Source organism: Syntrophales bacterium (assembly GCA_023228425.1).
GTDB lineage: Bacteria > Desulfobacterota > Syntrophia > Syntrophales > UBA2210 > MLS-D.
Genome location: JALOBE010000006.1, coordinates 21,777 through 35,367, shown reverse-complemented (window position 1 = coordinate 35,367; position 13,591 = coordinate 21,777). Strand labels below are relative to the sequence as shown.

General features: G+C 54.9%; 14 protein-coding genes. 4 read left to right on the top strand and 10 right to left on the bottom strand.

Going from position 1 to position 13,591, the window contains the following annotated elements; all coding sequences use genetic code 11:
* Positions 1-35: 35 nt before the first annotated feature.
* Complete coding sequence (locus tag M0Q23_03485; GenBank protein MCK9527708.1) at positions 36-926, bottom strand: DMT family transporter; 891 nt, start codon at positions 924-926, stop codon at positions 36-38.
* A 13-nt stretch (positions 927-939) separates the two neighbouring features.
* Entirely contained in the window at positions 940-1,416 is a 477-nt protein-coding gene (locus M0Q23_03480; GenBank protein ID MCK9527707.1) for an LEA type 2 family protein, read from the bottom strand.
* Between the two features lie 266 nt (positions 1,417-1,682).
* Here M0Q23_03480 and M0Q23_03475 point away from each other — a divergent pair, with 266 nt between their 5' ends.
* Positions 1,683-3,506 carry an acyl-CoA dehydrogenase gene (locus M0Q23_03475; GenBank protein MCK9527706.1) on the top strand — a complete coding sequence of 608 codons (1,824 nt, stop codon included), beginning with the start codon at positions 1,683-1,685 and terminating at the stop codon, positions 3,504-3,506.
* Between the two features lie 368 nt (positions 3,507-3,874).
* Here the strand turns inward: M0Q23_03475 and M0Q23_03470 are convergent, their stop codons facing one another.
* Together M0Q23_03470 and M0Q23_03465 are read right to left on the bottom strand one after the other, a co-directional pair.
* Complete coding sequence (locus M0Q23_03470) at positions 3,875-4,282, bottom strand: type II toxin-antitoxin system VapC family toxin (GenBank protein MCK9527705.1); 408 nt, start codon at positions 4,280-4,282, stop codon at positions 3,875-3,877.
* Positions 4,279-4,485: an AbrB/MazE/SpoVT family DNA-binding domain-containing protein gene (locus tag M0Q23_03465; protein MCK9527704.1), complete on the bottom strand. Its 207-nt coding sequence runs from the start codon at positions 4,483-4,485 to the stop codon at positions 4,279-4,281. The genes M0Q23_03470 and M0Q23_03465 overlap by 4 nt, the downstream gene beginning before the upstream one ends.
* A gap of 188 nt (positions 4,486-4,673) precedes the next feature.
* Here M0Q23_03465 and M0Q23_03460 point away from each other — a divergent pair, with 188 nt between their 5' ends.
* The 3 genes from M0Q23_03460 to gap are packed head-to-tail and all read left to right on the top strand — an operon-like array spanning position 4,674 to position 8,062.
* Positions 4,674-5,624: a fructose-1,6-bisphosphatase gene (locus tag M0Q23_03460; protein ID MCK9527703.1), complete on the top strand. Its 951-nt coding sequence runs from the start codon at positions 4,674-4,676 to the stop codon at positions 5,622-5,624.
* 13 nt (positions 5,625-5,637) lie between these two features.
* Positions 5,638-7,035 carry a class II fructose-bisphosphate aldolase gene (locus M0Q23_03455; protein MCK9527702.1) on the top strand — a complete coding sequence of 466 codons (1,398 nt, stop codon included), beginning with the start codon at positions 5,638-5,640 and terminating at the stop codon, positions 7,033-7,035.
* Positions 7,036-7,054: 19 nt separating this feature from the next.
* Complete coding sequence (gene gap, locus M0Q23_03450; protein MCK9527701.1) at positions 7,055-8,062, top strand: type I glyceraldehyde-3-phosphate dehydrogenase; 1,008 nt, start codon at positions 7,055-7,057, stop codon at positions 8,060-8,062.
* Positions 8,063-8,153: 91 nt separating this feature from the next.
* Here gap and metG read toward each other — a convergent pair whose 3' ends face one another.
* From metG to M0Q23_03420, 6 genes are all read right to left on the bottom strand, one after another.
* On the bottom strand, positions 8,154-10,040 hold the full coding sequence (metG, locus tag M0Q23_03445) for a methionine--tRNA ligase (protein MCK9527700.1): 1,887 nt from the start codon (positions 10,038-10,040) through the stop codon (positions 8,154-8,156).
* A gap of 19 nt (positions 10,041-10,059) precedes the next feature.
* Positions 10,060-10,890: a stage 0 sporulation protein gene (locus M0Q23_03440; protein MCK9527699.1), complete on the bottom strand. Its 831-nt coding sequence runs from the start codon at positions 10,888-10,890 to the stop codon at positions 10,060-10,062.
* A gap of 44 nt (positions 10,891-10,934) precedes the next feature.
* Positions 10,935-11,972, bottom strand: a complete 1,038-nt coding sequence (gene holB / locus M0Q23_03435) for a DNA polymerase III subunit delta' (GenBank protein ID MCK9527698.1) — start codon at positions 11,970-11,972, stop codon at positions 10,935-10,937.
* Entirely contained in the window at positions 11,965-12,606 is a 642-nt protein-coding gene (gene tmk / locus M0Q23_03430) for a dTMP kinase (protein ID MCK9527697.1), read from the bottom strand. The genes holB and tmk overlap by 8 nt, the downstream gene beginning before the upstream one ends.
* 89 nt (positions 12,607-12,695) lie before the next feature.
* Positions 12,696-12,878 carry a 4Fe-4S binding protein gene (locus tag M0Q23_03425; GenBank protein MCK9527696.1) on the bottom strand — a complete coding sequence of 61 codons (183 nt, stop codon included), beginning with the start codon at positions 12,876-12,878 and terminating at the stop codon, positions 12,696-12,698.
* 92 nt (positions 12,879-12,970) lie between these two features.
* Positions 12,971-13,567 carry a hypothetical protein gene (locus M0Q23_03420; GenBank protein ID MCK9527695.1) on the bottom strand — a complete coding sequence of 199 codons (597 nt, stop codon included), beginning with the start codon at positions 13,565-13,567 and terminating at the stop codon, positions 12,971-12,973.
* Positions 13,568-13,591: the final 24 nt, after the last annotated feature.

Below are 13,591 nucleotides of genomic sequence, written 5' to 3'. Positions count from 1 at the left end.
CTCACGGCCTCGTACAAAGCACCCCAGCCCGCATCCTACCGCCGGCTCCCCTTCGCCTGCAGCACTATCACCGAGGCGATCACCAGCAGGGCCCCCAGAATCTGCCGTGATTCCATGGTTTCCGACAGGAGTATCCAGGCCATGAAACCCGCCGTGATCGGTTCCAGGGTGGCCGTGATACTGGTCCGCACTGCTCCGATGCGGAAAATGGCTTGATTGTAGCAGGTAAAGGCAATGACCGTTCCGACGATTCCGACGAACAGGACACACCCCCATTGCGCGATTCCCGAGAGGCTCAGAAAGGCCGCCAGGGGCGGATGCAGGATGTTCCAGATAACAGCCGAAAAGAGCAGGCCGAAGAATACCACCGTCCGGGGATCGTAGCGCCGCATGCCCCGGGCGGAAAGCACCGTGTAGCAGGCGAAGAGGACGGCCGAGCACAGCGCCGCGAGGACGCCCGCACGGTTCATGTTCAGCAAGTCAAGGTTGTATGCCCCAACGACCAGGTAGCACCCCGGGATCAAACCCATCAGGGCGATGAACACGACGGCCGGGAGCCGTGCCCGCAGAATCAGCATCGTGTACAGCACGACGAAAACAGGGGCCTGGTATTGGATGAGAACCGCCATGGCCACATTGATCTTGCTGATGGCAAAAAGATAGGTGTACTGGACCGCCCCGAGTTCCAGGCCGAGAGAAATAAAGTAGGGAAGGTCCCGCCGGTCAATCAGCAGCAGCGAGCGATTACTCGTAAACAGCCAGAAGAACAGGAAGGACGAGGCCAGCGTGCAGCGCATCTGGACAAGCCCATGGGCCGTAATGCCGTTGTTGAAGAGAAACTTGGACGCTATTCCCGAGGAGGCCCAGAGAACGGCCGCCAGTACGGCAAAGAAATAGCCCGCTCGGATGTGAGGCTGCCGCGGCAATGCGGGCTCCTCCTCAAGAGTCCTGACGGGGACGCGGCAGTTCAACCACGCCCTTCTCGTCAAAGGTCAGAGCTCCGAAGAAGCCCGTGGAAAGTGTTCCCTTGATACGATAGGAGAAAGTTCCGGGCTGGTCTTTCCGGGTCCATTCACGGATCTGGCGAAAAATGTCCGCCAGGTCGCTTACGGCCGTCACCGTGAGAATTCCTTCACCGAAACGCGGCACCGTAACCGCCCTGTCGCTTACGCCCCGCGCAAAGGGGAGATCGTTCAGCTCCACCTCGAAACTCAGGCCCGTCAGCGGAATATCCCTGCTGTTCGGATTCCGGACCCGCAGTGTGAAGGAAAATCGCTGCTCGAAGAGGGTCGCCTCGATCACGTCAATGCCCACGATCGTCACTGATGGCGGTTTCAGCGTCAGACTCGCGCAGGAGAATACGAACAGCACCACCGCGAGGATCAGGACCGGAATGAGACATCTTTTTTCGGACACAGGCCACACCTCACGGAACTGTTTTTGACCGGTTCACGTTGAAACGTTCACGTGCAGTTCCTCATTAACACAGGGGAGGAAGGATGGTCAATGACCAAAAAACAGTGAAGTTTCAAACCATTGAAGGATGGAAGGACTGCTTTCTGTGTTGACAGGCGATGCTGAATGTGCTGATATCGGATGCACGAAAGCAAAAAAGAGGATGGTGTCTTCTCGGGGCATCGATTCTATGATCAACCTACCCGCAATGAGCAAAGGAGATAGCTATGGCGAGCAAATGGATTGACGAACGAGACTTTGCTTTTCTGTTGCACGAGGTCTTCCAGATCGGAACTGAGCTCCTCGGCAGGGGACCCTTCAGTGACCATGACGTCGACATGGTCAATATGGTTCTCAACGAAGCTGCCAAACTGGCAGAAAACGAGATAGCCCCCACCTATCCGGACGAAGTCCACAAAAAAACCGTCGAGGCAGAGTTCAGGGACGGTACAGTGTTTGTTCCCGAGGCCTACCACAGGCTCTGGCAGCTCTATTCAGAGGGCGGATGGATGTGTACCTCCGACGAGTACGAATACGGCGGCCAGCAGCTGCCCGCCGTGGTGAGTGCCGCCGCCGCGCACATGTTCCTGTCCTGCAACCAGGCCTTCGTCATGTTTCCGGGCCTGACTCACGGAGCGGCCAGATTACTGATCGATTTCTTCGAACACCCTCTCAAAAAAATCATCATCGAGAAAATGTTCACCGGACAATGGGCCGGGACGATGTGTCTGACCGAGCCGGGCGCCGGTTCCGATGTGGGCGCCCTCACGACGGTTGCCAAGCGCAATCCCGACGGAACCTTTTCCATTATCGGCAGCAAGTCGTTCATTTCAGCGGGCGATCATAACCTGACCGAAAATATCATCCATCCCGTCCTGGCGCGGATCGAGGGCGACCCGGGCGGAACACGCGGCATTTCAATTTTTGTGGTCCCGAAGATTCGCATCAACGATGACGGTTCGCTGGGAGCACCCAACGACGTCACCTGCGGCAACATCGAAAGCAAGATGGGAATTCACGGCAACCCCACCTGCACCCTGAACTTCGGTGACAACGGTACGTGTGTGGGATACCTCATGGGTGAAGAACGCCAGGGCATGAGAATCATGTTCCACATGATGAATGAAGAGCGCCAGGGCGTGGGTATGATGGGCGTCGCCATGGCGACGGCGGCCTACCGTCATGCCGTTGAATATGCCCGGGAGAGGTTCCAGGGAACGGACATCATGGCCGGCAAGGATCCCGACGCGCCCCAGGTGCCGATCATACGGCATCCGGACGTTCGGAGAATGCTCCTCAAGCAGAAATCCATCGTGGAAGGCATACGGGCCCTGGCCATGCTCTGTTACTACACCATGGACAAGAAGATGGTAGCCGAGACGGAAGAAGAAAAAACCAAATGGGCCGATATGGGTGACATCCTTATCCCCTTGGTCAAGGCCTACTGTACCGACCTGGGCATGGTGGTCAATGACCTGGCCGTACAGACCTTCGGCGGGTACGGCTACTGCCGCGAGTATCCCGTGGAGCAGATGATGCGGGACCAGAAAATAAACACCATCTATGAGGGTACCAACGGAATCCAGGCCCTGGACCTCCTGGGACGCAAGCTGCCCATGAAAAAGGGCATGGTGTTCATGAACCTGCTGGGCTTTCTCCAGGGCTACATTGCCGAAGCGAAGGCCGTAGAAGGCCTCGGCGCCGAGGCGACCATCGTTGAAACGGCCCTCAACGCCTGTGTCACCAACGCCATGGAGTACAGCGGAATGTTAAAAACCAACCCCTTCGTCCCCCTCCTTGGTGCCTATGATTACATGCATTGCCTCAGCGACGTCATCACAGGCGCGCTGCACCTCAAGATGGCCGTCGTGGCCATGGCGGCACTGGAAACCGCCGCCGGCGACAGGGACAGGAACTTCTACACGGGCAAGATCGAATCGGCCCGATTCTTTGTCAACCGCCGGACCGCCCTTGTTCCGGCCAGATGCGAAACCATCAGGCAGGACGAAACCAGCGCCATGCGCATCCCGGAAGAGGCCTTCATTGTGTAGGGACACAACGTGGTGCAGGGATAGCACAGTAAACAACAACGCAAAGGGGCTGTGACGGGGAATGGTTCCCGTCACAGCCCCCCTGTGATTGTGGGATAGGTGGGTTCGAGCAGGTACCGGTTGACTGTCCCGGCTCGACTCACCCCGGAGATGTTCACACCACCGGGTCAGAAAATTTGGTACTGTCAACTATTTTGTGTGAAATTTTTTTCTGCCGGTTTTTTCAATGATGGCAGGAACGCTCTCCTGCCGGGATCTCCATCGGTTTGGTCCGTCGTTTACACTCTTTGTTGACCCGTTCGACAACATTGGCCGTACGCAAACAGAGCCATTCCTTTTCAGGAAATTTCAGGCAGATAAGACATGACTCAAGGGAGGGAGTTTTTCTTGTCGGCCCTCCCTGTTTTTTTGGAGAAGAACTTTACATTACTTATATTTTTAAAATCTAAATCCTGAGTCCAGATAACAGCATTGAATTCTTGGGCAGTTGCGAGAATTATACTATCTGCCATGGGAAGGTTATATTCTATACTCAGTTTTGATGCTGCCATTGCCAATGATGCAGTCAAATCAACGACAGTACCCTTTTGCATGGCCATGACAGCCTTCAGTGCATTATTTTCGTTGGATTCCCGGAGAATTACATTGAATACCTCATAAATCGTAATCGATGGAACAACAAGTGAAGCAGTATCAGTTAACGGGGCAAGGAAATGTCCGGCATTGGGTTCATCAGCGAAGTATGCAAGCCAGGCGGAAGAATCTATGATGTTCATACCCTGTCTTCCTCTCGATTAAATTCCGTATTGATACCTTTGAGGAATCCTCGAAGTTCTTTAATGTCAAGTTCCGGTATGAGTTCAACACGCCCTGCATATCCAATGACCTGCATTTTTTGACCCGGTCGAAGATTTAATGCCTCTCTAATTGGTTTTGGTATGACGATTTGATATTTGGGTGAAACCGTTACTAAGTGCATGGCCATATCTCCATCGATCAATTTATGTATTACGATACCATGATCGATAATGACTGTCAACATCTCTGGCAGAGGAGGGGTGGCGGTACGTCCTTGACAGTCCCAGATCGTTCCTGTAGAGTTTTTCTATCCCGGAATCGAGGATCAGCGGGCCGGATAAGCCCGGAAAGAAAGGAGAGTCACGGGCCATGGCGACTGAAAATATCTCCGATGCAACCAAGTATTTTGTCGATCTGCGACGTCATATGTGGAAGGACGGAATTGAACTTGATTTGCGACGGCTTATCTGGCAGATCGCCGTGACAGGAAAATACATTTCAGCCAAGATCCACGAATCGAACCGCAAACTCGCGGGAGTCAAGAACATCTATGATGAGGAGCAGCTTGCCCTGGACAGGAGCAGCGACAAAATCCTCAGGAACCAACTGGAATATTCCGGATTCGTCAGAGAATACGCCTCAGAAGAACTCGACCAAATCGTCACGATAGGCAAGGGTGACGAAAAATACTACATAACGGCGGACCCTCTCGACGGCTCGTCCCTTGTGGACACCAATCTTGCCATCGGCACCATCATCGGCATACACAATCAACCCGTTCCATCCCAGGGAAGAAAGACTATGGTGGCGGCCCTGTACATCACCTACGGGCCCTTGATCACCATGGTGTATTCCGCCGGGAAGGGCACCCATGAATTTGTCCTGAACCGCGAGGGAGAATATGTCCTGTCGGAAGAAAACATAGCCTTGGAGCAACGGGGATCCATTTACAGCCTTGGCGGACTGAAACGGGACTGGACGGAGCCTCACGCCCGCTACATAAGCTATCTGGACGACGAGGGATACAAGCTTCGATACAGCGGAGGGTTCGTTCCGGACATCAACCAGATCATGATCAAGCGGGGGGGAATATTTACCTACCCGGCGCTGAAGACATCTCCCCGGGGGAAACTCCGGCTTGTCTTCGAGCTTCAGCCCATGGCATTCCTCATTGAACAGGCAGGAGGACAGGCGACTGACGGAATCCGCTCTATTCTCGACATTGCTGCCGAGAGCCTTGACCAGAGAGACCCTATCTATATCGGGAGTGCCTTTGAGGTAGAAAAGGCCCGGGAGTATCTGGCTGCTCAACAGGAATAAAAAGGAGGCGACCATGATAGTTTCCACTATTGATGATTTGAAAAAGATCACCGAGGGGATACTCCGCCTTGAACCGGACCGGGTGGATGTTCTCGATGAACAACGCCTGAGAAAAGATCTGGTGGACGATCTCATCTACACGGCCGTTTTCAGTCCCCGGGAAGACGTCCGGGAAGCAGCCGCCTGGATCATACGGAGGGCCGGTGCCTCCCTCGACATTCTCCCGTCGTCCATTCAATCCCTCTATGACGCCATGGGAAGGGGAACGATTTCCGACTTCACTGTCCCGGCCATCAATCTCAGAGGGATCACCTACCACAGCGCCCGGGCGGTCCTGCGATCAGCCATGGCCATCGACGCCGGGGCCTTCATTTTTGAAATCGCCCGCTCTGAAATCGGCTACACAAGTCAGAGGCCCGCTGAATACACGACCGCCGTCACTGCCGCGGCCATAAAAACGGGATATCGGGGGGCCCTTTTCTTGCAGGGGGACCATTTCCAGATGAACGCAAAGAAATACGCCGCCGATCCTTCAGCCGAAACAGGCGCCGTCGAGGACCTGATTATTGAAGCCGTGGAGGGAGGCTTTTACAATATCGACATCGACGCGTCCACCCTGGTTGATCTTTCCAGACCGACTCTCGGAGAACAACAGGAAGACAATTACCGTATCACGGCGGACCTGACGAAACTGATCAGAAGCATTGAGCCGGCCGGCATTACAATATCCGTGGGAGGCGAGATCGGAGAAGTGGGAAGCAAGAATACCACCGTTGAAGAATTCATCGCGTTTATGGAAGGATACAACGAGGCCCTTGAAGACGAGCACGCGGGGGTGATGAAGGGGATCAGCAAAATAAGTATTCAGACGGGTACCACCCACGGAGGCGTTCCCCTCCCCGACGGCTCTATCGCTTCGGTAAAGATCGATTTCGACACTCTCCGGAGTATTTCGGAAATCGCCCGCACCCGGTACGGCCTTGCCGGTGCTGTCCAGCACGGCGCCTCCACTCTTCCCGAAGACGCCTTTGACCATTTCCCCCGGACGGGAACCGCCGAAATCCATCTTGCCACGGGATTTCAGAACATCATATACGACAGCGACAACTTTCCCGGTGCCCTCAAAAAGAGTGTGTATGATTACATAAATACAGAGTTGCGCAACGAGAAGAAGGAACAGGACACGGAGGAGCAATTCATTTACAAAACACGCAAGAAAGGCTTCGGCCCCTTCAAGAAGGAACTGTGGCACCTCGACGCGTCCATACTTGAAGCCATAGGATCGGAACTGGAGGATCGCTTCAGCCTTCTCTTCGACAAGCTCGCGATCTCGGGCACCAGGGCCTCGGTGGAAGAACTGATAGAGACCATCGATGTTCCCATTCAGGCGCCGGCGGCGCTTCACCTCTAACGTGCCAAGGAGAGGAGTCATGATCAAGGTCGGAGTAAATGGATTTGGCAGAATCGGGAGGCTGGTGTTCCGGGCGGCTCTTGAAAAGAAGCTTCCGGATGTGGACATCGTTGCCTTCAACGACTTGGCGGACGCAAAAACCCTGGCCCACCTTTTCAAATATGATTCCAATTACGGAGTGTATCCCGCCGAGGTGACGGCCCGGGAAGGTGCAATCATGGTAGACGGAAAGGAATACAAGTTTTTTTCGGAGCGTGATCCCGCCAGGATTCCCTGGAAAGAACTGGGCGTTGACCTGGTCATCGAATCGACGGGATTCTTCACCGACGGCACCAAGGCGGCTGTCCATATCGAAGCCGGAGCGAAAAAGGTTCTTATTTCCGCGCCGGCAACCAACGAAGACGTGACCATTGTCATGGGTGTCAACGAAGACAGCTACGACCCGGACCGCCACACCATTGTCTCCAACGCATCCTGCACCACGAACTGCATCGCCCCTCTGGCAAAAGTTCTCGATGACACCTTCGGTGTCAAATCAGGCCTGATGACAACCATTCACGCCTACACGAACGACCAGAGAATCCTGGACTTCCCTCACAGTGATCTGCGGCGGGCCAGGGCGGCGGCTCTGTCCATGATACCCACTACGACCGGTGCGGCCAAGGCTATCGGCAAGGTTATCCCCGGCCTCATCGGGAAAATGAACGGCTTTGCCATGCGAATACCCACGCCGACGGTTTCCATGGTCGATCTGGTGGTTGATCTTGAAAGGGCCGCCGATATCGACTCTGTCAACAGGGCGTTCAAAAAGGCCGCCGAGGGCCCCATGAAGGGTGTCCTCCGGTACTCCGATGAACCGCTCGTATCGAGAGACTTCGTCAAGGATCCCCATTCCTGTATTTACGATGCCGCCCTCACCTACATCGTGGAGGGTACTCTGGTGAAAGTCTGCGGCTGGTATGACAACGAATGGGGCTACAGCTGTCGCATGATCGACCTGACAGACTACATGGCGAAGGTGCAGTGACCGCTTAACAGAAAAGGCAACAGAACACCGGCGGGTGTCGGAAAGGAAAGTGACCGGCACCCGCTGTCCCGGTTCACAAGCCGGTCTTTCCCTACCCGATCCTGGCTCCCGCCGTCGTCTCGCCGTCAAAGGTCACAAGGCTCAAACCGCCTTTGTCTTCAGCGGCCAGAAGCATTCCCCGGGACTCCACTCCCATGATTGTCACGGGCTTCAGGTTCACTACAACGGCGATGAGCTTCCCCTCCAGATCGCCGGGATTGTAATCCTGTCCGATTCCGGCCACGATGGTCCGCTCCTCGCCCACGTCTATTGTCAGTTGGATCAGCTTTGATGATTTGGGAACGGCTTGCGCTTCAAGAACGCGGGCCACCCGAATGTCCAGCTGCTGAAAGGCCTGTATATCAACGATGTCTTTCATGTCAATTTCTGCAACCTCGGCGGACTCTTTTTCCAGGCTGACGCGGGGGAACAGCGCCTCTCCCCTGTCAAGGACGCTCCCCGACCTGAGACCGCCCCATACCCTGACGGCATCAAGGACGGGGGGTTCGTCCAGGCCCAGCCGTCTGAGAATCTCCGTCGACGTATCGGGCATGAACGGGGAAAGGGCCACCGCGATGACGCGAAGAGCCTCGAGGACATTATACATGACCTCCTGAAGACGGTTCTTCAAAGCGTCAGTCCTGGCCAGAACCCATGGCTCGGTTGTGACAATGTACTTGTTGGCGGCATTGATGAATTCCCAAATCGTCATGAGGGCCCTGTGAAACTGGAGACTTTCGAAAGACCGCTCGAGCGTCTCTGCCAGGGATTCTCCCTGCCTGATGAGTCCGCCGTCGAGTTCATCGGACCCGTCCCCCCGGAGGGGCACGGCCCCGGCGCAATACTTCACGGCCATCGAAAGGCTCCTGCTCACCAGGTTACCCAGGTCGTTGGCAAGATCCGAGTTAAGGCGCCCCACGAGACCTTCTTCGCTGAAACCGGCGTCCAGGCCGAAGACCATCTCCCGCATCAGATAGTATCTGAACGCGTCAAGGCCGTACTTGTCTTTCAGGTCAAGGGGCTTGACCACAGTGCCCCGGCTTTTCGACATCTTTCCGGCATCGATGTTCCAGTACCCGTGAACGTTCAGGTGACGATAGGGTTCAATTCCCGCCGCCTTGAGCATGGTGGGCCAGTATATTCCATGGGGCTTGAGGATATCCTTGGCGATCAGATGCTGGGACGACGGCCAGAATGTCCGGAAGTTTTCATGGTCCGGATAGCCCAGGCCGGTGATATAGTTGATGAGCGCGTCGAACCAGACGTAGGTGACATAGTTGTCGTCAAAAGGCAGTGTGATTCCCCAGGTCAGCCGCGATTTCGGCCGCGATATACAGAGGTCCTCCAGCGGTTCCCTCAAAAAAGCAAGTGCTTCATTTCTATAGCGTTCGGGCCTGATAAAATCGGGGTTATCCGTTATGTAGCGAATCAGCCAGTCCTGATACTTGCTCATGGTGAAAAAGTAATTACTTTCCTTCCTCACCTCGGGAACGCTCCGGTGATCAGGGCACCGTCCGTCCACCAGCTCGGATTCACGGTAGAAGCGTTCGCAGCCGACACAATAGTTTCCTTCGTATTCGCCGAAATAGATGTCCCCTGCGTCATATACCTTTTGAAGGATCGACCGGACCACCGCCTGATGGTTTTCATCGGTGGTGCGGATAAAGTAATCATTGGTAATGTTCAGCCTGGGCCAGAGTTCTCGAAACTTGGAACTTATCATGTCGGCATACTCCCGGGGTGAAATGCCCGCGGCAGCGGCGGCTTCGGCGATTTTATCACCGTGCTCGTCAGTCCCGGTGAGAAAAAAAGTGGGCTTTCCCATCATGCGGTGGAAGCGCGCCATCACATCGGCCACGATGGTCGTGAAGGCATGGCCGATATGGGGAGGTGCATTCACGTAGTAGATAGGAGTTGTGATATAGAAAGCGTCTTTCATTGTCATTTCTCCCGGTTCGTCATGATCGTGCCGGTTCAACACTGATAACGTCTTTGACGGAAACCTCCGCCTCCCTGCCCTCTCCGAAATCGACGAATATTTTTTCCTCAAGTACGTTTTGCCTGACCACCTTTCCGCGTCCCTGAGAAAGCACTACCGTTCTTCCGCACCTGGGCATGTTTTTTCGAGATTCCCGGTAACTGTCGTACTCAAAGGCGAGGCAGCACATCAGTCGCCCGCAGAGACCGGAAATTTTTTCCGGATTGAGGAGCATGTTCTGTTCTTTTGCCATTTTTATGGACACCGTGCCGAAGGACTCGAGGAACCCGACACAGCAGAGTTCACGCCCGCACATTCCGATACCGCCGAAAAACCGGGCCTCGCTCCGCACCCATATCTGCCGCAATTCAATACGGGTTCTGTAAGCCGCGACGAGATCCTTGACGAGTCCCCTGAAATCCACTCTGCTTTCAGCAGCGAAATAAAAAACAAGCTTGCTGCGGTTAAAGAGATAGGAGACCTCCACCAGTTTCATGGCAAGGTTTCGATGGGCTATCCGTTTTCGGCAGAATTGAAAGGCCTCTTTTTCAATGCTGCTGTTCTCGGCGGCCCTCGTCAGGTCCGCTTCCCCGGCTTTCCTCAACAGGAACTTCATATTGTCATGAGTCCTTGTCCCGACGGCCACTTTTGTCACCGTAACAACAGTTCCGATGGCTTCTCCATTTTCCGTGTCCACAATAACCGTATCATTTTTTTCGACTGGAACACCGCCTCCGTCGAAAGTATATACCTTTCCCTTCGCCCGGAACCTGACGCCTACCAGGGAGCGGCTTTCCTGATTGTCAATCATTGTGTTCATCCGTTTCAGACGATTTTCGATTTTTTACGATATCGTCACTGTATAGATTCATAAACCCGGCTTACCGCGCCCGATGCGCCGATCCTGAAAAGCATCGCCTCCAGTATCAACTGCCGGTTGCCATTGCGTTCAATACCCTTCCGGGCATGATCGATGGCCTCGAGCGCCATGAGTATGTCTCGGGTGGAACGGGTATTCGCACAGATCGCTGCGGCATCCGCCGTATCGCCGTGAATAAGGAGCCCGTCCCGTCCGTTCTCGCGAAGCACCAGGGCATCGCGGAACCACTCTTTCAGAAGATCGAGCTTGAGGGCGATTTCGTTCCTGTCCTCGCCAAAGCGCTGTGCCGCCACAATCACTGCCAGGGGATTCCCGTCCTCCGCCGTCGCATCCCCGGGAACCATACAGGCAATTATCTCATCTCTGACATGACGCCAGGTCTGCTTGTCCCTGTCCAGAATGCGCCCGATACTTCCTCCCGAAGCGGCGGCAAGGAGTTTCGCTTCGTCCTCATCAAGACCGAGCCGTTCCCGCAGGTACGCTTCCACGGCGTTTGGGGGAAGAGGATTGAAGCGCACCTTCTGGCACCGAGAAAGAATCGTTTTGGGAAGACTCTCACAGCGTGAGGTGATCACTATCAGAACATTGTCCGGAGACGGCTCTTCCAGGGTTTTCAGGAAAGCGTTGGCCGCGGCATTGTTCATTCTGTCGGCATCCTCGATGATCACGACCCGCCGTCTCCCCTCCATGGGGCGAAAGCGCATCCCCTTTGCCACGTCTCGAATATCTTCGATTCTTATGAAGGCGCCCCGGGGAACGACACGAAGGACATCGGGATGATTCCCCGAGACAATCGTGCGGCACGAGGAGCACTGTTCACCGGAGTCCCGTTCCGTGCCCCGGCAGTTCAGGGCCCGGGCGAAGGACGCAGCGACCGTTTTTTTCCCCAGGCCGGCCATCCCGTAAAAAAGGTAGCTCTGGGCAACCCGGTTCATGGCCAGGGAATTGTTCAGAAGGGCGATCTGCCGTTCATGACCGTAGATATTTGAAAAGGGCATGATGGTACTATTCAAGCATGACTGACACCGCATCTTTTACATTCCTGAAGACCGTGTCCACATTACCGCCGGCATCGATAATCCGGAACCGATCCGGCTCCTTTGCGGCAAGAGCAAGATATCCCTCTCGCACCCGCCGGTGAAACTCCAAATGTTCCTCTTCAAACCGGTCATGGGAGTCCCCCCGGATTCCGGCATCCACAGCCCGCCGGCGAACCCGGGCAAGTCCCTGCTCCGGCGGCATGTCAAAGAGCAGCGTGTAGTGAGGTTTCAATGAGCCGGCGGCGAAATCATTGATCATGGCTACATCGTCCCGCGCCAATCCTCGCCCGCATCCCTGATAAGCCATTGTGGCATCGGAAAAACGGTCACACAACACAATGGCACCATCTTGAAGAGCGGGCAGTATCACTCGTTCGACATGCTGGGCACGGTCAGCGGCAAAGAGCAGCAGCTCCGAACGCGCCGTGATATCAAGCGCGATTCCCTGGAGGAGGAGTCTGCGAAGCTCCCTGCCCAGTTCACTTCCCCCGGGTTCACTGGTAGCACGGCAGTGTATGCCCCGCTTCTCCAGATCCGCGGCAAGGAGAGCCATCTGGGTGCTTTTCCCGGAACCTTCGATTCCCTCAAATGTAATAAATAAACCCATACCGTTTCCTGAACAAGGCTATATCATACCATACAAGGAACGCGAAGGAACGGGACAGCGTCTCCGGCCGCCATCTCCAGCGGCTCGCATTATTCGTTTTCTTCTCCCGGCACGATGGCTTCGACGGGGCACGATTCCGCGCAGGCGCCGCAATCGTTGCATACTTCAGGATCAATTACGTACTTATCTTCACCTTCACTGATGGCCCCGAGGGGACATTCGTCTTCACAACTTCCACAGGCAATGCATTCATCAGTAATCACGTAGGCCACGCTTATATCCTCCCCACAAATAAGAATAGTTTAACTTATCCATTGCTGTTTCCCTGAGGACCTCCGGGAAAACAGACTTTTTCACTACTTCCTCAACGGGGCAATCCCTCAATCATTTTCCGGGCGACCCTGCGCCCCACATCCGCCAGGTCGGGCTTGAAAAGACGATACCGCTGCTCATCGAAATGATGCGCCGTCCAGACAATACGTCCCGTGGACACGTCTATCATCTTCATTTCCAGACCCACCCTCGCGATTTCTTTTCCTTTCGGGTTCAGGGTGTGACTCCAGAAAGATACCGCCGCCACAAGGAAAGCCTCGACTCCCAGGGCTTCGCCGATAACGGTACTCAGGTCGGGATCCGAGAAATTGACTACCTCGAGTTTTTCCAGGTAATCGGCGAGATTTGACTTCAGGGGTTCATCTGTCGCCGCTTCCCGGACCCGTTCAGTAGTGAGAACCACGGCATACCTTCCTGTCCGGACAAGCACGTCGGCTATTACCTCGTCCGCTTTCCCGGCCGCATCGCTATGGGGACCGGCGTCGACGGACACAACGGCAATATTTCGCGGACTGAAGCCGGACGCTTCCGGCTCGATTTTCGAATACCGCAGGGAACCGCCGCAACTGACGAGGGCAAGTATCGCCGCAACGATGACGACGGCTTTGAACATTGGTTGCAGTTTCACATCAAACCTGTCTTCACTCCAGTA